The 23383-nt window shown below is 30.0% G+C and carries 13 protein-coding genes; 6 read left to right on the top strand and 7 right to left on the bottom strand.

What is annotated here, in order from left to right:
- Positions 1-213: 213 nt before the first annotated feature.
- Positions 214-2343, top strand: a complete 2130-nt coding sequence (locus tag H0I27_RS02885) for a carboxy terminal-processing peptidase (protein WP_218732421.1) — start codon at positions 214-216, stop codon at positions 2341-2343.
- Positions 2344-2421: 78 nt separating this feature from the next.
- Complete coding sequence (locus H0I27_RS02880; RefSeq protein ID WP_218732420.1) at positions 2422-2868, top strand: thioesterase family protein; 447 nt, start codon at positions 2422-2424, stop codon at positions 2866-2868.
- Positions 2869-3031: 163 nt separating this feature from the next.
- Here H0I27_RS02880 and H0I27_RS02875 read toward each other — a convergent pair whose 3' ends face one another.
- The gene (locus H0I27_RS02875; RefSeq protein ID WP_218732419.1) at positions 3032-4660 is read right to left on the bottom strand and encodes a sodium/sugar symporter; all 1629 of its coding nucleotides are present in this window, start codon (positions 4658-4660) and stop codon (positions 3032-3034) included.
- A 168-nt stretch (positions 4661-4828) separates the two neighbouring features.
- On the opposite strand from H0I27_RS02875, the gene H0I27_RS02870 reads away from it, so the two are divergent.
- From H0I27_RS02870 to H0I27_RS02855, 4 genes are read left to right on the top strand one after another with little or no spacing between them, the layout of a single operon-like run.
- Positions 4829-5821, top strand: a complete 993-nt coding sequence (locus H0I27_RS02870; protein WP_218732418.1) for a GntR family transcriptional regulator — start codon at positions 4829-4831, stop codon at positions 5819-5821.
- 7 nt (positions 5822-5828) lie between these two features.
- Positions 5829-6719, top strand: a complete 891-nt coding sequence (locus H0I27_RS02865) for an aldose 1-epimerase (RefSeq protein ID WP_218732417.1) — start codon at positions 5829-5831, stop codon at positions 6717-6719.
- An 11-nt stretch (positions 6720-6730) separates the two neighbouring features.
- Positions 6731-7882, top strand: coding sequence for a galactokinase (galK, locus tag H0I27_RS02860; protein WP_218732416.1), 1152 nt, complete (start codon positions 6731-6733; stop codon positions 7880-7882).
- 15 nt (positions 7883-7897) lie between these two features.
- Entirely contained in the window at positions 7898-8920 is a 1023-nt protein-coding gene (locus H0I27_RS02855) for a UDP-glucose--hexose-1-phosphate uridylyltransferase (RefSeq protein WP_218732415.1), read from the top strand.
- Between the two features lie 466 nt (positions 8921-9386).
- Here the strand turns inward: H0I27_RS02855 and H0I27_RS02850 are convergent, their stop codons facing one another.
- The 6 genes from H0I27_RS02850 to H0I27_RS02825 all read right to left on the bottom strand — a co-directional run bounded on the left by H0I27_RS02850 (position 9387) and on the right by H0I27_RS02825 (position 23377).
- A complete protein-coding gene (locus tag H0I27_RS02850) occupies positions 9387-11183 on the bottom strand; it encodes an alkaline phosphatase (RefSeq protein ID WP_254713132.1) in 1797 nt (598 codons plus the stop codon).
- 7 nt (positions 11184-11190) lie between these two features.
- On the bottom strand, positions 11191-12294 hold the full coding sequence (locus H0I27_RS02845) for an alkaline phosphatase (protein ID WP_218732414.1): 1104 nt from the start codon (positions 12292-12294) through the stop codon (positions 11191-11193).
- A 97-nt stretch (positions 12295-12391) separates the two neighbouring features.
- The gene (locus H0I27_RS02840) at positions 12392-14137 is read right to left on the bottom strand and encodes a RagB/SusD family nutrient uptake outer membrane protein (protein WP_218732413.1); all 1746 of its coding nucleotides are present in this window, start codon (positions 14135-14137) and stop codon (positions 12392-12394) included.
- Between the two features lie 10 nt (positions 14138-14147).
- A complete protein-coding gene (locus H0I27_RS02835; RefSeq protein WP_218732412.1) occupies positions 14148-17117 on the bottom strand; it encodes a TonB-dependent receptor in 2970 nt (989 codons plus the stop codon).
- 177 nt (positions 17118-17294) lie between these two features.
- A complete protein-coding gene (locus H0I27_RS02830; RefSeq protein WP_218732411.1) occupies positions 17295-21131 on the bottom strand; it encodes a two-component regulator propeller domain-containing protein in 3837 nt (1278 codons plus the stop codon).
- Between the two features lie 278 nt (positions 21132-21409).
- On the bottom strand, positions 21410-23377 hold the full coding sequence (locus H0I27_RS02825; RefSeq protein WP_218732410.1) for a protein-disulfide reductase DsbD: 1968 nt from the start codon (positions 23375-23377) through the stop codon (positions 21410-21412).
- Positions 23378-23383 lie beyond the last annotated feature (6 nt).

Genomic DNA, 23383 nt, shown 5'->3' with positions numbered 1-23383 from the left:
TTTTGTAAAGAATACAATTTCTCTTTTTTACGTAATATTGTAGAAACGAAAGCTATTTTGATATTTAAAAATTGAACTAAAAGAAGAAATAGTGTTTAATCCATTCACAAAAACGAATAAGACTAGTAGTTCCTAAATAATTTTGGCATTATTTTAGTAGTTTAGCAAAGCACAACTAGTAATTTTAGAATTAAAAAAACGACATACCTAAATATGAAGACAAAATATAAAATCACCACATTTTTATTAGCAATACTTCTATTTGCAACTAGCTTGCAAACTCAAGCCGCTAATACGGATACCAATTCAGACCCTGAAAAAGATAAAATTTTAGTTTACATTCTTAGAAATATACTTACCAGAAGTCATTTTGTTGTAAAAGACATGAATGATGATTTTTCTGAATATGTGTATACCGAATTCATTGATGGTTTAGACCCAAGCAAAAGGTATTTTACTCAAAAGGATATGAAAGATTTTTCTAAATTCAAATATGAAATCGACAATCAACTTTTAAAAGAAGATGTCTCTTTCTATAATTTGGTTTATGAACGATTTACTAGTAAAATTAAAAATGCAAAATCATATTATGGTGATTTGTTAAAACAACCTTTTAACTTTAACAAAACGGAAACCATTGATGTAGATTATGAAAAAGTTCCTTTCGCTAAAAATGAAAACGAGCTGATAGACTACTGGCGTAAGCAATTAAAATTAAGTACTCTTATTAGAATTCAAGATAAGTTAGACAAACAAAAAGCGGACGTACTAAAAAACAAAAATCACAAAACAAAAAGTTTTGATGAACTTGAAAAAGAGGCACGTGCAGAAGTTCTTAAAAATATGGACGATTTATATGTTAGAATTGAAGAGCTAGAACATGAAGATTGGTTTTCTACTTTTCTAAACAGTGTTGTGGGTGCTTTTGACCCTCACACAACCTATATGGCGCCAAGTATAAAAGAACGTTTTGACCAAGACATGTCTGGTAAACTAGAAGGAATTGGAGCGCGTTTAGTAAAAAAGGGAATTTATACCGAAATTTTTGAATTGGTTTCTGGAGGTCCTGCATGGAAAGAAGGTAGCTTAGAACCTGGTGATATTATTCTAGAAGTTGCTCAAGGAGATGAAGAGCCATTAGATATTGTTGGGATGCGTTTAGATGATGCTATAAAATTTATCAAAGGAAAAAAAGGTACAGAAGTTAAATTAACCGTTAAGAAAAAATTAGACGGTACCAACAAAGTAATTTCTATTACTAGAGACGTTGTAGAACTAGAAGAAACTTTTGTAAAATCTAGTATTGTAGAAAAAGATGGTAAAAAATTCGGAATTATAGATTTACCTAAGTTTTATATCGATTTTAATGAGGAAAGTTATAGAGATTCTGCAAAAGATATGGAGCAAGAAATAGAACGCTTAAAAAGTGAAGGTGTTACTGGCTTAATTGTAGATCTAAGAAATAATGGAGGTGGTTCTCTAAAAACAGCCATTGAAATTAGTGGATTGTTTATTAATGAAGGTCCAATTGTACAAGTAAAATATAGAGGTGAAGATCCAATTATTAAAAAAGATATTGATCCAAAAATTCAATGGGAAGGAGCAGTAGTTGTTCTTGTAAATGAGTTTTCTGCCTCAGCTTCAGAAATTTTTGCTGCAGCAATGCAAGATTATAAAAGAGCAGTAATTATGGGCGGTAACCAAACCTATGGTAAAGGAACCGTGCAAAGTGTTTTACCTATTAATCAATTTACAAAATACGATAAAGACTTAGGAGCTCTAAAAATGACTATTCAAAAATTCTATAGAGTTAATGGTGGTTCTACTCAAATTGAAGGAGTGTATTCAGACATTGCAATGCCAGACAGATATAGTTATATGAAATTTGGCGAAAGAGATTTGGATGGCGCATTGGTTTGGGACAAAGTAAAACAAGCAGATTATGTGCAAACAAATTCGTACCAAAATTTTAATGATGTTGTTAATAACAGTAAACAAAGAATTGCTACAGATTCTAAATTTAAGTTGATAAACGAATATGCTAAATGGTTAAAAAAGAAGCAAGACGATAATTCTTACTCTTTAAACTATAAACAATTTGAAGAAGTAAATGTAGCCAATGAAAAAGATGCAGAAAAATTTAAATCTGTTTTTGATTATAAATCAGATTTAACGTTTAACTCTCCAACTTACGAACTTTCATTAATTAAAAAGGATACAGCACTAGCTGACAAACGATTGGCATGGCATAAAAATTTATCGAAAGATGTCTATGTTTTTGAAGCTATAAACGTTTTAAGTGAGTTAAAAATGAATACCAAAAACGAAATAGTAAAACAATAATTACCAAATATTAAATAACAACAAGCCTGATAATATTGTCTAATGTTATCAGGTTTTTTGTTTCAAAAAAGAGCTAACATGAGTTTTAAAGTAACATTTCACACAAAATGGTCTGACTTTGACCCAAACAGACACATGCGTCACACAGCATATAATGATTATGCCGCAGAAGTAAGAGTACGATATTTTAGAGATCAAAATTTCTCTATAGCAGAATTTACAAAACACAACCTTGGTCCTATTTTATTTACCGAAGAAACTTCTTTTAGAAAAGAAATCCATTTGGGAGAAAATATCTCTGTAGACTTTAAGATTTCTGGTTTATCTAAAAATGGTGAACGTTGGAAAATCACACATCAAGTTTTTAATGAAGCTGGTCAATTATCAGCAATTATAAAAGTATATGGAGCTTGGATAGATTTAACTAAACGAAAACTAACCGTACCACCAAAAGAAGCCCAACATTTGTTTGACGCTTCCGAAAAAAGTGACGACTTTGAAGAGATAGCTCTTAAAAAAAGTTAAGAACATAAAAATACTTAATAAAAGGATTCAAGCTTGTCACGCTAAACATGTTTCAGCGTCTTATTTTCTTTACAAGCTATCAATTCTAAAACCTAAAAATTAGGTAAAAAAAAATCGTCTAAATTTCTTTAGACGATTTTTTATATAAACTATTTGGTAATTCCTACCAGAATAAACAATATAGTACAGTTACTAAAATACAAACGGCAATAGAACCTAAGTTAAACAACGGAGTTGTTTTAAATAAATCTGAGCCAAAATCAATCCCTTTAGGATCATCTTTCCCTTTGTTTTGAATATTACTCATAACCATAATGATAATAAGCGTTAAGACAGCTGTAATTCCCATTTGATGCATCCAAGGCTCAAATACTGCTATTGGAATGAATTTCAATGTTAATGCAATTGGAATAGATAAAATAGCTCCCCAAATCGCTGCATTATTAGTTGTTTTCTTATAAAACAAACCTAAAATAAATACAGCTAAAATACCTGGACTTACAATACCTGTGTACTCTTGAATAAATTGAAATGCTTGATCGATACCCCCTAAAAGTGGCGCTACAATAACAGCAATTATTAAAGCAACTGCAGCAGAAATTCTCCCCACATTTACCGTAGTTTTATCATCTGCATTTTTGTTGAAGTATTGCTTATAAATATCCATTGTAAAAATGGTAGATGTAGAATTCAACATCGAAGCTAAAGAAGAAACAATAGCAGCAGCTAAAGCAGCAAAAGCAACACCTTTTAATCCTGTAGGTAAAAATTGTAGTAACCAAGGATATGCTTTATCAGCTTGTTCGGCAGAAGGCACATTTAACATACCTACTTCACCTAAATTAGCCATAATAGCTGGGTCGTTTACCATTACATACGCTGCAATACCAGGAATTACAACAATTAAAGGAATAATCAATTTTAAAAATGCTGCTAATAAAATCCCTTTTTGAGATTCTTTTAAAGATTTAGCAGCTAAAGTTCTTTGAATAATATATTGGTTGAATCCCCAATAATATAAGTTTGCAACCCATAAACCACCAACCAATACCCAAATACCAGGTAAGTTTACATAGTTATCATTAGATTCATCCAATATCATATGAAATTTTTCTGGAGCAGCATCTAATACTTTAGAAAAACCTGCTAACATTCCTTCTCCTCCAGAAACCGTATTTAAAGCTAAATAAGTAGTAACCAAACCACCTAACACTAAAAATACTACTTGTATAACATCTGTCCATGCTACCGCAGATAAACCTCCGTACAAAGAGTATGCAGCTGCAAATAATGCCAAACCAATAATTGCATACATCATATCTACTCCCATAATGGTTTCAATAGCCAAACCTCCTAAATATAAAACAGAAGCAAGATTAACAAATATGTATAAACCTAACCAAAATACAGCTAAAATTGTTTTAAGGTTGGTAGAAAAACGTTTTTCAACAAATTCAGGAATTGTATACAATCCTTTTTCTATAAAAATAGGTAAGAAATATTTACCAACAATTATTAAAGTTAATGCTGCCATCCATTCATAAGAAGCAATTGCAATACCCAAGGCAAAACCAGAACCAGACATCCCTATAAATTGTTCTGCAGAAATATTTGCAGCAATTAAAGAAGTACCAATTGCCCACCAAGGCAAAGATTTACTTGCCAAGAAGTAATCTTCTGCATTTTTTTGGTGTCCTTTTTTATCTCGAGAAACCCATAAACCTACACCTAAAATTAAAATGGCATACGCAATGAAGACTATATAGTCCCAAATTTCAAAACCTGCTTTCATAATTATTATTTTTGTTTTAGTTAATTATTTATACAAGTCAAATATATGTATATAATTTCAGAAAATGTATCTGTAAGCCCAAAGAAATGTACCTCTGAGTACATTTTTATCAAACTAGTAGGGTCAGGTAGGTTTTTTGTTGAAAAAATTATATATTTGTAATTAATTATGATAGAAGTTAAAAAAGAAATAGGCATTCCTAAATATAAGCAAATCATTAATGCTATAGAAAATGCTATAGAAAATGGTTTGTTAAAAAAAGGAGATCAATTGCCTTCTATTAATACTATTAAAAACAACAATAAACTTTCTAGAGATACCGTTTTAATGGCCTTTAATGAATTAAAGAACCGAGGTATCATAGAATCTATTGTAGGAAAAGGGTATTATGTTATAAGTGAAGATATTAATGTGCATCAAAAGATATTTTTACTTTTTGATGAACTTAATTCATTTAAAGAAGATTTATATAATTCTTTTTTAGAAAACTTAGAAGACACTATTCAGGTAGATATTTTCTTTCATCATTTTAATGAAGCTATTTTTAAAAAACTAATAAAAGACAATGCTGGTAGTTATAATTATTATGTAATTATGCCTGCTAATTTAGAAAACACCAGTAAGAGCATTCAATTATTACCAGATGATAAAGTCTATATTTTAGATCAGGTGCCAGAAGATTTGGTAGCATATCCATCCATCTATCAAAATTTTGAAAAATCCATCTATGAAAACCTAACTAAGGCTTCAGGATTTGTTTCAAAATATAATAAAATTAATCTAATCTTCTCAGAAGAAAAACAACCTAAAGGCATTCTTAAAGGGTTTACACAATTCTGCGAACAAAGCACAATGCCTTTTGAAATTTTAAGCACTGTAAAAGAAACTCCTTTAATAAAAGGTGAACTTTACGTATTGCTAGATGATATAAGTTTACTAAGAATTATCAAGAAAATGAAAAGTCAGAATATGACTTTAGTAAATGATATTGGCGTTATTTCTTATAACGATACATTATTAAAGGAAATAGTTGAAGGAGGCATTACCACCATTACTACAGATTTTAACGAAATGGGAAAAAGGTTAGCCAAAATGATTTTGAACAAAGAACAAGACAAAGTAGAAAATCCGAATAAATTAATTATTAGAAACTCAATATAACAACACATTGTATACCATAAACCATAACACAGAAACAAATATTTTAGAAGTAAAAAATACTGAAAACACGGTTTTTGGTAAAATTCATCTAAATGAAGGAGCTAGTTTACAAGAACTAACTTTAGGCGGAAATGCCATTATTCAAGATTTAGCTCCATTGACATACGATTCTACATTTGCCTCTTCTATTTTATTTCCGTTTGCAAATAGAATTAAAGATGGAAAATATTCTTTTAATAATGAAGATTTTCAATTAGAAAAAAACCAAGAAGAAGAGCAAAATGCATTGCATGGTTTTGTGTACAATAAAACGTTTAAAGTAATTGCAAAAGAAGCATCTGCAGATAATGCTAAAATAACTGTAGAGTATAATGAAAACATACGAAATGATGGTTTTCCGTATACATACACAATTGTAGTTACTTATATTTTTACAAATGATGGGCTAGATTTATCTGTTAGTGTAAGAAATACCGACGCTAAACCTTTTCCGTTTACTTTAGGGTGGCACCCGTATTTCATCAGTGATAATTTAGCAAAAAGTTCTCTAAATTTTGATTGTGATCAACAATTAATTATTGGTGACCGTAATATTACTACTGGCTCTGAGACTGTAAATTCTATGATACATTTAGATATCGAGAAAAAACAATTGGATGATTGTTGGGGTTTAAATTCTGACAAAGTAGCGTTTAACACTCCTAAATATCAATTAAACTTTCAATCTTCAGGTACCAAAAATTATTTACAAGCATATACGCCACCTAGATTAAATACCATAGCCATTGAGCCAACCACAGGTGTTTCTAATAGTTTTAATAATAAAATAGGATTACAAACACTAGACCCTAATGAAAAATATTCCATTGTTTGGAAAATAAACATAATCAACAATTAACGAAGCAAATTATGAGTGCAACACTAATTAAGGATGTTAAAGAGACATTTATCAAAGAATTTAAAACGGAACCTTTATTAATTTTTTCTCCTGGAAGAATTAATATTATTGGAGAACATACAGATTATAATGATGGTTTTGTATTTCCAGCAGCTGTAAATAAAGGTATTGCTGCTGCTATTCAAAAAACTGACGCTAATAACTCTACAGCCATCGCTTTAGATTTAGACAGTACCATAAAATTTGAATTAGATAAAATAAAGCCTTCTAAAGAAGGAAGTTGGGAAAACTACGTTTTTGGTGTTGTTGCAGAAATACAGAATAAAAACAAAGTGATTGGCAATTTCAACATCATCTTTAAAGGAAATATTCCTGGAGGTGCAGGTATGTCTTCTTCTGCTGCTTTAGAAAATAGTGTTGTTTTTGGTTTAAATGAATTGTTTGATTTAGGTTTAACCAAACACGAAATGATTTTAATATCTCAAAAAGCAGAGCATAATTATGTAGGTGTAAACTGCGGAATTATGGATCAATATGCTAGTATGTTTGGTATTAAAGACCATGCATTGCATTTAGATTGTAGAACTGTAGAATCGAATCCTTATAAAATTGATTTCGAAAATCATCAATTAATGTTGATAAACACCAACGTTAAACATAGTTTATCAGACAGTGCTTATAATGACAGACGTTCTGCTTGCGAAAGTGTATCTGAATTATTAAACATAAAGGCATTAAGAGATGCTACTGAAGCAGATTTAGAAACTGTTGCTGATAAAGTGACACCTGCAAATTATCAAAAAACCTTATTTGTAATTCAAGAAAATAACAGAACCATAAAAGCAGCAAAGGCAATTGAAGACAATAATTTAGAATTGTTAGGTGCTTTAATTTACCAATCTCACGAAGGTCTATCTAATCAATACAAAGTAAGTTGCGATGAATTAGACTTTTTAGTAGCACAGGCTAAGAAAAACAAACACGTTTTAGGCGCAAGAATGATGGGCGGTGGTTTTGGTGGTTGCACCATTAATTTAATTGATAAAAGCGAAGCAAAAGCTTTTGCAGAAACGGCATCTGAAGCCTATAAAAATGAATTTAATAATGAATGTTCAGTGTATTTTATTGAACTTTCTGAAGGTACACATATCGTAAACCAATAATTACAACACAAGAAAATGAGCAATACAAATTTACAAGACTATTCGCACAAGCGATTTAATATTCTTACAGGAGAATGGGTGTTAGTTTCACCTCATAGAGCAAAAAGACCTTGGCAAGGACAAAATGAAGAAGTTAATAATGAAAAAAGACCAACACATGATGAATCTTGTTATTTATGTGCAGGAAACACAAGAATTAACGGAGAAGTAAACCCAGATTATAAAGACGTTTTTGTTTTTACAAATGATTTTGCTGCTTTACAAAATGATTCGCCAACGTTTAACGTAAACGACGGACTTTTAAAAGCACAGAGTGAAACTGGTATTTGTAAGGTAATTTGCTTTAGCCCAGATCACTCAAAAAGTTTGGCAGACATGTCGGCTACAGAAATTCAGAAAGTTGTTTTTGCATGGCAAAGAGAGTTTAAAGAATTGTCTGAAAACCCAAACATAAATTACGTTCAAATATTTGAGAACAAAGGTGCAGTAATGGGCTGTAGTAATCCGCATCCTCACGGACAAATTTGGAGTCAATCTTCTTTACCAAACGAAGTTGATAAAAAAAACACACAACAATTAAACTACTTCAATAACAACAATAGTAGTTTATTGGGTGATTATTTAGCACAAGAATTAGAAAAGCAAGAACGTATTATTTTTGAAAATGATGGTTTTGTAGTTTTAGTTCCGTTTTGGGCTATTTGGCCTTTCGAAGCAATGATTGTTCCAAAAAGGCCTTTGGCTAACATCTTAGAAATGACAGAAGCTGAAACGTTACAATACGGAGAAGCAATTTCTGTATTAACAAAAGCATACGACAAGATTTTTAATACTTCTTTTCCATATTCTAGCGGAATTCATCAAGCACCAACAGATGGTAATGACAACAAACATTGGCATTTCCACATGAGTTTTTATCCACCTTTATTAAGAAGTGCTTCTGTAAAGAAATTTATGGTTGGTTACGAAATGTTTGGAACTCCTCAAAGAGATATAACTGCAGAACAAGCAGTAAAAATGATTAAAGATTGTTTGTAGGAATTACAGACTGATAGAAATAAAGGAAATCATCTAAAAAGCAATTTTTAGATGATTTTTTATTTTTAATATGTTACACACCCATTATTTATAAACTGTAATTATATCGCACGAAGCAATCTCATAAATAAACTCTCATAGTCTTTCTAAAATAACAACTGACAAACCTTAAATAATCTTCCACTCTGCCTGAAATAACAAACTTTACACATTAATCAAGGAATTTAGAAAATTAAACATTCAAAATTGGATTGATATCTATAAAGTTTATGATAAAAAGATTGGTTATCAAAAAGACTCATTCATTGGAAGAAAAAATATACTTTTTGATTTAAAAAATGGATCATGTATAAAGCTATAAATGTATTTTTTTTGTACACCTATAGCTTTACATAATTATATACAACCGATTTTGTATAAAATCACTATTAAGCAACTTATACAAAATATTTGCTATTATCTTTATCTATTTTAAAACTTTAAGTATTTTAGAAAACACTTCATTATTTTCATAAACTCCTTGAAACTCGTTTGACTTAGCTCCATATGCAAAAATAGGAACCATAATTGCAGTATGATCATAAGAAGCAAAATAACCTTCTATTTGGTGTGTTTTTACATCGCCTTGCGGAATGCTAAAACCAGATGTTTCATGATCTGCTGTTATAATAACCAAAGTTTCTGGGTTATTATCTGCAAATATTAAAGCTTCTGTAATTGCTTTATCAAAATCTATCGATTCTGCTAAAATTCCTGCGGTATCATTAGAATGACCTGCGTGATCTATCTTTGCAGCTTCAATCATCAAAAAGAAAGGTTTTTGTTTTTTCCTTAAAAAATTAAGCCCAGTTTTGGTTGCATCAGCTAAAACACTACCTCTTCCTTCTGTAATCCATTTCATACCATGTTCAGACATAAAAAAACCTACTTTGTCATCCGTAGTATTTTTTAAATCATTAAAAGATGAAACTATTTTAAAGTTATCCGTAAGGTTTGTCTTTTTAAAAGTAGAAGCTCCACCTCCAATAAAAAGATTAAGTCTACTATTAATTAAATCTTTAGAAATTATAGAATCATCAGACCTATCTTTTGCATGTGCGTAAAATGAAGCGGGTGTTGCTCCTAAAATATTATCTGTAGTGATACATGCTGTAGAAAAACCTTGTTCGCTTAAAATTTCTGTAATATTTTTTAAAGGCTCTCCATTTACTCCTGTACCAATTGCTCTGTTATTTGTTTTAACTCCGGTTGCTAAAGCAGTACCTGCAGCAGCAGAATCTGTTGTAAAATCGTCTGCAGCTTGTGTTTTTATAAAGCCAATACTTTTTAATTGAGTTAAAGTTAATTCGCCATTATTTGCAAGTGCTGTAGATGAAATTTGAGCCAAACCATTTCCATCTCCAATTAATAAAATAATGTTTTTAACAGGTGAGTCTTTTTGATCGTTGTTAAAACTTGGCTTGTAAACTTCAGAAAAAGTAGTTGAAGTTACCAGTCTGCTTGGTAAAGATTTAAAATAATTAACACACTTAAAAGGATGATCTGTATTTATGATTGCAACTCCCATTTCAGATAAAGTTCTCCATGCTCTTTTAGAATCTGGACTTCCCCAAAAACGAAAAGGTTTATTCGTTTTATTTGCTTTTTCTAAAACCTCTACAATACGATTTTCATCATCATGTGTTAACCTTCCTTTTCCATTCCATTGAGAAAATTGTTTAAAATCTAAACTAACCATAGCAATTTTTTTCCAAATTTCTGATGAAACCGAAGTTTCTAATTCTTGATAATCAAAAAAGATAAAATCAGGATAATTGACATAATCTTTAGCTTTTGGTCTGTTTCCAGAAACAACAATTTTAATCTGCTTATTGTTAATTATAGAAGTATGTTTTTTTAGAACTTCTATAAGTTTTTCTAAGGTTTTAAAAGCATCAGATTTAATATCAATCAAAAGGATTAATTGTTCTTCCTTTTTGTACTCCATATTAAAAACAGTTTCTAATGGCTTTAGATATAAAGCTTCTAATGTTTTTGATGGGGAAATATCTTCATAATTATGAGCAACAAACAAATTGTTGTCTTTTAGAAAAATGTCAGCTTCAAAAGAAGTTGCTCCGTTTGCAAAAGCATTCCAAAAAGGTACTGATTGATTGTAATCGTTGTGAGAATGAACCATCACTTCTTCTTGTGCAATAACTGTATTGTTTAATCCTAAAAAGAAAACCAATACTATTAAAAATATATTTGTTTTTTGTTTCATTTTAATCTTATTTATTATTGATTGCTTTAAACATTTTATGGTAAATTTCATTATTTTCATAAATACCCTGAAAATTTTCTGAACCTTCCCCTTCTGCAAAAACCGGAATTAAAGTTCCACTATGTTGATCGTTGTTAAAATTGATAGAAACATTATCTACTTCTTCAGATTTTTCTCCGGTTTCTTCATCTATCATATAAGATTTACCAATACTAACACCTCCTGTTTCATGATCTGCAGTAACCACTAAAAGTGTATTTGGATGTTCTTTTATGTATCTTAAAACCACACCAATTGTTTTGTCAAAATCTAAGACTTCTTGTTTTAATAACTCTGCATCCATTGCATGTCCTCCCCAATCTATATAAGAACCTTCTATCATAAAAAAGAATGGTTTTCCTTTCTTAGTAAAATAATCTAAACCTAATTGAGTTGCATCTTGTAAAAAACTTTTTCTACCCTCTGTTTTAGAAGGCAAACCTTCTTCGGCTAGTAAATATCCGTTCTTTTTGTTTACATCAAACTTTGATAAACTCACAGAATCTAATTGGTAGTTTTTTGCAATTAACGCTGTATATAAATCTTTTTTATCAGTTCTACGTTTTAAGTATTTTAAACCTCCACCAACAAAAAAATCTACATTAGATTTTACTAAATCTAAAGCGATTTCTTCATGTAAGTCTCTATCCTTTACATGTGCATAAAAAGAAGCAGGAGTTGCATGTGTAACTGGTGTTAAAGTTACAAAACCAGTCTGATAGTCTTCTTTTTGTAAAGTTTCTAAAATTGTAGGCAAAGGCAAACTATCTTTAGACATGCCAATGGCTCTTTTATATGTTTTTTCTCCTGTTGAAAAAGCAGTAGCACCTGCCGCAGAATCTGTAATTGTATGACTTGTACTTGGTGTTTTTATAAAACCAATATTTTTAAATTGCTCAAAATTAGGCGTTTCTTTTCCAAAATAAAAAGCAGTAGAAATTTGGGTAAGTCCCATACCATCACCAATCATAAAAATGATATTTAACGGTTCTTCTTGGGTTCTTTTTTCTGATTTTTTTTCACATCCTATGTAAAACATAGAAATTAAACTCAGTATTATAATTTTCTTCATTTTTCAAAAAATTTGAAAGTATATTTTTATTAATATTATAATAGAAAAAGGGAGCTATTTTTATAAAAGAGCTCCCTTAAAATAAAACAATAAACAACTAATATCCTTTATTTTGTTCTAAATACCCTGGCGTGTTAGAAGCTCCATCTATAGCCACTTGTGGAATAGGAAATAACCTATTATTTACATCTGTATCTGTTTTTTCTGTCCATGAATCTTCGTAGTGACTAAAACGGATTTGATTTGTTCTTCTTAAACCCTCCCAATAAAACTCAAAACCAAGTTCTCTATATAATACATCTAAATCTATTGATGAAAGAGCGGTTGCTATTGGTTCTCGTGCATTTCTTGATGTTTTTATTGTATTTACATCTGCTAAAGCACTAGCAACATCTCCTTTTCTTAATTTAGCTTCTGCGCGCATCATGTAAATTTCTGCATAACGCATTAACACTAAGTCTACACTACTGTAGTTATTTCCATTATTAGAAGTGTGGCTAAATTGATATTTAGAAACTCGATAACCTGTATGGTGTGCTCTACCTTCGTTTGTAAAATCTGCTTGTTGAGTAAGGTTTACGTAATCTACATTTTTATCTGTACCGTTTCCTTTAATTTGCTTTACTGGATAAATTCTATAACCTTCATCACAAGTATAAAAAGCACCATTTTCATCTTTTCTAACAGCCCAAGTTACTCCTCTTAAAATACCTCTGTCTATTTCAAAATCTTCTGCTCCTACACAGTAATAATGATCTTCGTCATTTAAAGGAGAAAGACCTGTAAGATCATCTAAACCATAAGTAACTTCTTGGGTATTTTTCTGAAGAAATCTAGGATCTGCGTCTGCAGGATCTACACTACCATAAGCATCTACCCAAGTTTGGTAAAAGTCTGATGTAATTGCAGGACCATCTGTACCATCTGCATTTGTAAATTCTGGCCTAGGAAACATAGAACCTGGTAAAGACCAATATGCCCAACGGCTATGTTCATTCTTTAAAACTCCACGTTGATCTAATGCGAAAATTAATTCTGCATTATTGCTATTACTATCATTAAATAAATCGAAATATTCTGGAGATAAAGAAAACTTACCTGAATTGATAATATTATCTGTATATTCAATAACTTTATCCATGTCTTCTGTTGTAAAATTAGGAGTTCCGTAAGGATTTCTATAAACAGCAGCATTTAGATTTAATCTTGCTAAAAATCCCCAAACGGCAGATTGTGTCATTCTACCAGAACCTTTATCAGTATTTATCACATCAACAACAGATAACAATTCGCTTTCTATATAATCTACTGCATCTTGCCCTCTAAGAATTTCTGAGTTTTCATTAGAAGATTCTTTTTTAAATGCAAGTCCCCAACTATCTAAAGTTAACATATTTAAATAAGCTCTAAGCGCTTTCATTTCATAAAGAGCACTTTCTGCTTCTGTATTTCCTTCTTCAGCCATTGGCGTAAGAACTTCTATAGCAGTTAATGTTCTAGAAATATTTATTGTAAGTTCTGTCCAAGCACTTTTTACCAAATCATTTGTAGAAGTTATAGAATGAGAATGAGCCGCTAAAAATTTACCACCATCATACCAATCTGTACCTCCTCTGTAAGGTAAAATTGCCTCATCACTTGGTATTAATTGCAAACCGTAATAGTTTGTGTGTCTCCAAGTCCAAGCAACCTGACCGTACGCAGGTGCAATTGCTCCACTAATTGCTTCTGCTTGTCCTGCACCAGTTAAAGATTCATCTAAAACTTCTTCTTTTAAATCACTACAGCTAGACATTAATAGAATGCTAATTGCAAATACTGTATTTTTTATTATGTTTTTCATTTTTGTCTTATTAAAATTCTACATTTAGACTTAAAAGGATTGTTCTACTTTTTGGATAACTGTAATAGTCGATACCAAAAGTTTGAATACCTCCAACAGGACTTCCTGTATTAATCTCTGGATCGAAACCACTGTAATCTGTTATCACAAATAAGTTTTGACCTGTAATTGATAAGCGAAGATTTTTGATGCTATTTCCAAGACCTAATGCTTCTGGCGTAAAATTGTAAGCTAAAGTTGCATTGTTTAATCTTAAAAAATCTCCGTCCTCTAAATATCTTGTAGAAACTAAGTTAGAATTTGTTGCAGATTCATCTAAATATTCTACAGCTCTATCTGTCGTGTTAAAAGAATTGGCTAAATTTCCTTTGTTAAAAGAAGACATAGCAACGTGGTTGTAAATTTTATTACCACCAGCTCCATTAAAATTTAACCCTAAATCGAATTTTTTGTAATTAAAATTTAAGTAGAATGCATAAATATAATCTGGTAAAGCATTACCAGCTACAATACGGTCATCATCTAAAATTTCACCATCATTATTAATGTCTGCAAATTGATTTAAACCATCTTCTCCAATTCCGGTAAATTCTTGAACATAAAAAGTACCAATAGCTTCTCCGTTTAAAACACCATTAATTGTAGCTCCTGTTTGTCCTGAACCTTGTGCGGCACCAGTTGTTAATATTTGATAAGGAGAGTTTACAACTTCGTTTTTAGTGATAGAAATGTTACCACCAATATTATAAGTGAAGTCTTTATTTATAGTATTGTTGTAATCTAAGGCAATTTCAACCCCGTTGTTTCTAATTTCCATATTAGGAATGTTAGTCCAATAACTAGAAACCGGAACAATAGGATCTGTAGGAGTAACTTGTAATAAAATGTTGTCTGTAATTTTATTAAAATAATCGATTGTACCTGTCAACTTGTTACCAAATAAACCAAAGTCTAAACCAATATTTGCCTGTGTAGAAACTTCCCATTGAATATTTGGGTTTGCTAAACGAGTAAAGATAGAACCATAAGGATATCCGCCTAAATCTGATGCGCTAGAATCTAATGGGTATGTGTTGTTATCCGTATTACTTTCTGTATAACTAGCTTGTGTTATTTTAGAAGGAATTTCTTGACTACCCGTTTGCCCCCAACTTGCTCTTAATTTTAAGTTGTTGATGTTATCAGAATCCTTCAAGAAATTTTCTTTATTGATGTTCCATCCTAAGGCAACAGAAGGGAAATATCCATATTTATTATTCTCACCAAATTTAGAAGAACCATCTGCACGCATTGTTGCAGTCATTAAATATTTATCATTAAAGGTATAATTTACTCTACCAAAGAAAGATTGCAACTCATTTTTAGTAGCATAAGCAGACTGAGTTGTTTGCTGGTTTGCCGTTTCTATTTGATATCTTGGCTCTACTCCATTATCTGGAAAACCTTCTAAATAAAATTGTTTTTGATTTACTTCAGTTTGTTGGTAGGTATGTCCCAATAGCAAAGTAAAACTACTTAATTTCTTATGAAAACTATACGTTAAAGTATTCTCTATAAGAGTATTGCTGTTTTTAGTAGTGGCTGTATTTAAGCTTCCTAAAGTTGTATTTGTTTCTGTAGCGTAAGGCATGTATTGCACATCTCTTTCTGTAATAGAATAATCTACACCAAGATTTAATTTATAAGTTAAACCTTTTGCAATTTTATAAGAAGGAGAAATATTAGCCAAAATACGGTTGTTGTTTGTGTAATCGCCATAAATTGTTTCTCCAATAAAAGGATTTAAAATATCGTTACTTAAGTTTCCTTTTAATTCACCATTTTCATAAGGGGAGTCTGTTGGGTTAAGGCTTAGCATATCACTTACAACACTACCAGAATTAGGTCTTATATTGTCTAATTTAGTCGCTGTTAAATTAAAAGTAACATTAAATTTATCGTCAATTGCTTTTTGAGTTAAGTTTAAACGACCAGAGTAACGTTTTAAGTTACTGTTTCTTAAAATACCCTCTTGATCATCTACACCTACAGAAGCTGCGTAAGAAGAATTTTCTGTACCTCCACTCATAGAAAGGTTAATGTTTTTTGACACCGCAGTTCTTGTTAATTCATCTTGCCAATTTGTAGATGCTCCTCCATCAATTAAAGTACCATTTACGGCAGTTACATTAGCTCTAAATTCATCAGCAGTAAAAACATCTACTTTATTTGCTAGCGTAGAAAAACCACTAGAGACGTTTAAGTTTACTTTGTTTCTTCCTTTTTTTCCTTTTTTTGTAGTAATTACAATAACACCATTAGCTGCTCTAGAACCGTAAATTGCAGTTGAAGAAGCGTCTTTTAAAACTTCTATACTTTCTATATCTTGTGGATTTATAAAGTTTAACGGATTAGTAGCAATACCATTACCAGAATTATCTAATGCAAAACCATCTACAATATAAAGCGGAGTAGTACCAGAACGCAAACTACCAACACCTCTAATAACAATATCTTGTGTAGCACCAGGCTCACCACTAGAAGAAGATACGTTTACACCGGCAACTTTACCTTGTAAAAGTTGACCCGCGTTTGCAACAACTCCTTGGTTAAAATCTTCATTTTTTACAGAAGAAATTGCTCCAGTTACATCAGATCTTTTTTGAGATCCATAACCTACTATAACCACCTCATCCAAAGAATTTGCTTCTTCTTTTAAAATGATATTTAATTTTTGGTTTCCAGCATAAAGAACTTCTTTAGTCTCATAACCTAAATATGAAAATATTAAAACGCCATTTTCATCATTTAAATTGATAGAGAAAACTCCATCAAAATCTGTTATAGTTCCTGTATTAAGCTGTCCTTTTAAAACAACAGAAACATTAGGTATTGGTATTCCATCTGCATCAGAAACTACGGTTCCAGACACGTTAACTTGCGCAATAGAATAGGAAGTAAAACCTAATGCAAGTATTAAAATTAAATAAATTTTTTTCATCTAGTTTGATTTTTAAATTGTGGTAAAACTAATTTACAGAAAGTGTTGGTTGGGGTGTTTTTGTTTCATCAAAGAGTATTAATCATTCAAATCAGCATAGAAAAGAAGCAGATTAGGTGTGTTTTCGTTACAGTAACAATTCCCTAACGTTAAGAAAATCCTACAGCAACAAACGGTTTAGTTAAATTGATCTTTAAACTCTTTAGGGCTTTTTCCAAAATGCTTTTTAAATGCTTTTCCAAAATATTTTGGATCGTTATAACCGCACTCAAAACTTATTTCAGAGATGTTTAATTTTTTAGTTTTTAACAAAGCTTCTGCTTTTTGTAGTCTAAGAGACATAATTACATCTGAAGGAGATTGTTTTAACCGCTCTTTAAATAATCGATAACACTTTACCCTAGAAACATCTAATAAGTCTACCAACATTTCTACATTAAAAGAAGAGTTATGTAATTCTTTCTTTATAACTTCTAAACTCTTTTTTAATAATTTATCATTAGCCGTTAAAACAAGATCTTTACCTGTTAAAATATCGAATATTTTTTCTTGAAATTTATTTTCTTCAATAGAAACATATTTTCTATTTATTAAAGAGTCTATTTTTTTTTGAATAAAAGATTCACTTACCGGAAGCTGAATAAGAGTGTCTACACCAAACTCAATCGATTGTTCTCTTAGTTCGTAATTAATATCTTCTGATATATAAATTATAGCGATTTTCTTGTTTTTTGTTGCATCAGAATTATTGATAAAATATAAAAGATCTTTAGAGAAAGAAACTTGATAGATTACAACAATATGTATCTGAATTTGTTTGGTAATCGAGTTTAAATTATTTGCAGAGTTTTCAAAAATTAAATTATAATTATTATGTTCTAAAATTTGATTTGCAGCTGCAAAATTTTCTTCATCACTAAAGATTAATACATTTTTTTTGTCTGCAGATAAATTTTCTTGTTGATTAAAATGTTTCCACGAAATAGTTTCTATAGATTTATCCTTCGGGTTTATTTTAGTAATTGGTATTTGTAATGCTACCTTAAATTCTTGGTCTAAATTATAATTAATAAGTTTTCCTTTTAAATCAACCAAAAGAGTTTGTAACGCTTTAAAATAAGGACTGTAATGTAAAACACTGTACCAATTATTTTTTAAAAGATCACTATTAGAGGAAATTTCTATAATTACAAAAGAATTCTTATAATTGATTTTTAAGTTTAACTTACTGCTATTATCTGAGTATTTATTAATGTCATTAAAAAAGTATTGTAGCATTAAACGAAAACGTAAAACATCTATTTCTACCCAATTAATAGAAGTGTCTATATTAAAATTAAAATCTACTTTATTGGTTTGTAAAGATTCCTCTAACTTATTAATACTGTTTTTTAAAACCGGAAATAAATTAATTACAGAAGTCTTAATAGCTCCAATTTCTTTTACGTGGCTTAGATAATTCCATTCAGAAATTAGGTTTACCATTTTGTTAGACTCTTCTAAAATAGTTTTTTTATCATCAGAATTTTCTGACAAACAATTTGCAGTTTGTAAAATTTTAGAAACAGGTTCTTGAAACTCTGATAAAACAAATGTTTTAAATTTTTCGACTTCAAAATCTTCATTTTTAAGATTGTTATGTAGTTTTAAAAGTGTCTCTTTTTGACGTAAAATTTCTTTATTTTTTTCATCTAATTGATTGTTAATAACCTCTAAATCTTTTTTTTGATTTTCGATGACATTTGTACGAATTAAAATCTTTTTTTCTAGGTTTTTTTGAAGTGATTTTGTTCTTAAATTCTTAAGGTAGATAAGTATTATTGCTGTAATTAATATAAATACTGATAAGAGCACATAAAATAAGTTCGTTTTATAAAAAGCCTTTTTTATTTGTAAGGAGAAAAGTAATTCTTCTTCATTTTCTTTTCCTTCTTTAAGTAAAAAATTATAACTTCCAGAAGTTAAATTTTGATATTTTATGTTGTTATTGATATCTAATAAAGTCCAATTACTATCTAAGCCTTCTAATTTATAATAGATATTTTTCTCTGTTTTTTTAGGGAATCTAATCGGAATTAAATCAATACTAATCTGATTTTCATTATGACTTTTTATAATATTTGGAGAGAAGTTTTCACTATCATCAACCAGTAATTTAATTTTTGACTTAGTGTTATTAAACTGAATATTACTAGGATTAAAATAATTTAAACCATTAATTCCACCAAAAAACAAATCACCTTTAGCACCCTGATAATAAGCGCCTTCAGAAAATTCAGAAACTTGCCAACCTCCTTTTGGATGAAAAGTTTTTACTTCAAAACTTTTTTTATCAATCACAACAATTCCTTTAGTAGTACTTAACCAAACTTGCTCTTTATGATCTAAAATACCGTAAATTAATTGGCTAGGTAAACCTTCTTTTTCTGTAATATTCTTAATAATACCTTTTTCTTTACTAAAAACACTTAATCCACCAAGTGATGCAATCCAATAATAATTTGTTTTTTCATCTTTATAAACAGCATAAATACTATTACTTAAAAGACCTTTATTAGTATTTATAGATTGTAATTCGCCATTTTTAATATCAATTAATTTTAAACCTTTATTATTATTATTATTATTATTATTAGATTTTAAAGTGTTTTTTTGCTCTTTATGATAATCAGAAAGGTTATTTTGGGTTTCTATTGTTTTTAATTTTCCTTTGCTAATATCTAATAATTGTAGTCCATTATTTTCTGTAGCAAGAATAAGCTCGTTATCTATCAATTTTAAATTTCTAATATGATATTTACGAATTAATTCTTGTCCAATAAAAGACTCAAAATTATTTGTGTTTAGATTAAATTTAGCAACTCCACCCCAGCAAGCAACCCATAATTGTTTATCACTATCTTCGTAAATAGAATAATTTCTATTGTTAGGTATGTTTTTATTGTTCTTAGAATTATATAAATTATAATTTCCATTTTTTTCTATTCTAATAATTCCAGCATAAGTTCCTGCCCAAATAGTTCCATCAGAAGCGGTAAACAAAGACCTTATACGTTTCCAATCTGGCTCATTGATAGCTTCTTTAATTATAAATTCTTTGTAGTTTTTAGAAGTAGAATTGTAATTATATAGTCCTTTTGTGTAATAACCTAACCAAAGTTTACCTTGTAGATCTTTGGTTATTGCACGTAAAGTTTCATTAGGAATGTTAGGAGATTTTATTGGGTGAGGTGCAATAGATGCTATCTTATCAGAATTAGAATACGCCATACTAATTCCACCATCTTTTAAGCCAAGCCAAATGTTTCCAAAATAATCTTCGTGTAAAGTTTCTACTTCATTACTTTTAAAACTTTCTTTAGAATAAGGGTCTTTTGTGTAATTTTCTATATGATATTTATTGGCTTTGTCTAATATATTTTTAATGATGAATAAACCATTTTTACGAGTGGCATACCAAATATTACCTGTTTTATCTTTTAAAACATCATTAATAATAAGGTTTGGGTATTTTGTTAAAAGAATGCTACTTAAAGCGTTGTTGTTTATTTTTGATGTTTGTCTATTGGTTTCTTTAAATTGACCAGCAACAAATTCGTAACAGCTATTTTGAGTGTGAACTAAAATATTACCATCTTTTGTAACAGAGATATCATTTGGTTTGTTCTTAAAAGTGTAATTTTTAAATTTTTTATTACCTAAGTATCTACTTATTTTCGCATCTTCTGTAATAATCCAAATTGTACCTTTTATATCTTGTTTAACTTTGCTGATGTAGTTACCAGCGATGGAATTACTGTTGTTAATGTCATGTTTAAAGGAAGTAAATATATATCCATCAAAATAATTTAAACCATCCCAAGTTGCAATCCATAAACCTCCATTAATATCATTTTCGATATCTTTTACAGAATTATTAGATAAACCCTCGTTTATCGAAAAATTATCAAATTTAATTTGTTGACCAAAAGTTTGTAATGTTATAAAAAAAATGAATAATACTACTCTTGTCATAGTGTATATTTAAACCCACAAGAATATACTTTTAAGATTACCTTAATATAAATATTAGGTTAAGTAAATAAAAATTATGCCTTTAAAATTCTTACCCGTTTTAGGTTTATAAATATTATTTTTTCAATAAAATTAAATTTATAAACAACTAACAAGTGTTACCGCATTAATTTCACTTTTTTATCATGAATAAATAAATTGGTTAATAGCATTAAATTTCTAATAATACTAAAAAATAGTTTTGACTACAACATCAAAACTATTTCATATTGAAAATATTATTTTTCAAAACTTTTAATTCCTTTTTGAAGCCATACATAATATTCTTCAACATCTGGTGTGTAAGCTGTTGGGTTTGTTAAATTTTCTTCTTCATGATTCATTAAAACATAAAAAGGTTGTGCATTTGCTCGGTATTTGATCGTTTGAAATTCACTCCATTTCTGACCAATATATTTTAACTTTTTCCCTGGTCTTAATTTTGATTCCATTTCTTCTCCTACAGGTAAAGGTCTCTTATCATCTACATATAAAGAAATCAAGACCACTTCATTTTTTAAAATTGAAAGTATTCTATCTTTTGGCCAAACATTTTGTTCCATCTTACGGCAATTTACACATGCATATCCTGTAAAATCTAAGAGTACTGGTTTTCCTACTTTTTTAGCATACGCCAACCCTTTATCATAATCCTTAAAAGCCATAATATCATGTGGAGCCATTAAATGTGCGCCATCGGGTATTACTGAGTGATTTGTATTACTTTGTGAACTTCCTGTTTTAGAAAACCCGACTCCGTAAGGTGATTCACTGTAACTTTGTGACGGTGGAAATGCACTAATCAAATTCAATGGTGCACCCCATAATCCAGGGATCATGTAAATTGTAAATGTTAAAGAAAGTATTCCTAAACTAAGTCTTCCTACAGAAATATGTGTTAAAGGAGAATCATGTGATAATTGTATTTTACCAAATAAGTAGAAAGCTAACACTCCAAAAATAGCAATCCAAATAGCTAAAAACACTTCACGTTCTAACCAATGTAATTGCAATACTAAATCTGCATTTGATAAAAATTTAAATGCCAATGCTAATTCTAAAAACCCTAATACAACTTTAACAGTATTTAACCATCCACCAGATTTAGGTAATGAATTTAACCAACCAGGAAAAGCGGCAAATAAGGCAAACGGAATTGCTAAGGCTAATGAAAAACCTAACATTCCTACAATAGGACCTATTTGACTACCTCCTGCAGCAGCCTCTACAAGTAAAGTACCTACAATAGGACCTGTACAAGAAAAAGAAACAATAGCTAAGGCAAGTGCCATAAAAAAGATACCTATTATACCTCCTCTATCAGCTTGCGCATCAACTTTTGTTCCCCAACTACTTGGTAATACTATTTCGAAAGCACCTAAAAAGGATACAGCAAAAACGATTAATAATACGAAGAAAATAATATTAAACCACACATTTGTTGATAAGGCATTTAAGGCATCTGCACCAAAAATAGCACTAACAAGAATACCTAGTAGTACATATATAATAACGATGGATGCACCATAAATTAGAGCATTTTTAACACCTGCAGCCTTACTTTTACTTTGCTTGGTAAAAAAACTCACCGTCATAGGAATCATTGGAAACACACAGGGAGTTAACAATGCTGCAAAACCAGAGAAAAAAGCTATAATAAAAATAGCAAATAGCCCTTTGTTTTCTTCCTGAATTTCTTCAAGACGCATGCTATTATCAATAACATCATTTTTTACGGCCTCAATTCTATTTACTAAATCTCTGTTTAATTGAAACGTCAAATCAACTTCTATTGGAGCTAAACAGCGGGCATCGTCGCAAACCATAAATTCAACAAATCCAGAAATGTTAGATTTTTCAGATTCCACTTCAACTTTTTGCTTAAACGTTGCTTTGTTTTCAAAAAATTTAATTTCCATTCCGAAGACGGGATCATCAACAATATGTCCTTCTTCCTCTTCGGTATTTCCTATAATATTAAACCCACTCTCACTATCGTCATAAACGAAAGTTGTTGGTATTGGACCATCTTCTGGAACGGTTTGAGAATATAAATGCCAACCTTCTTCTATAGTAGCTGTGGAAATTAAATTATATTCCGTTTCTGAAATTTTTTCTACTGAAGTAATCCATTTTACGGGATCTAAGACTTGGCCTTTTACAAAACTAATTGTAAGTAAGGCTATTGCTAATAATATATTTTTCATTAAAAA

Source organism: Polaribacter sp. HaHaR_3_91 (assembly GCF_019278525.1).
Classification (GTDB): domain Bacteria; phylum Bacteroidota; class Bacteroidia; order Flavobacteriales; family Flavobacteriaceae; genus Polaribacter.
Note: the sequence above shows the minus strand (reverse complement) of the source record. Positions and strands in the feature narration are given on the sequence as shown.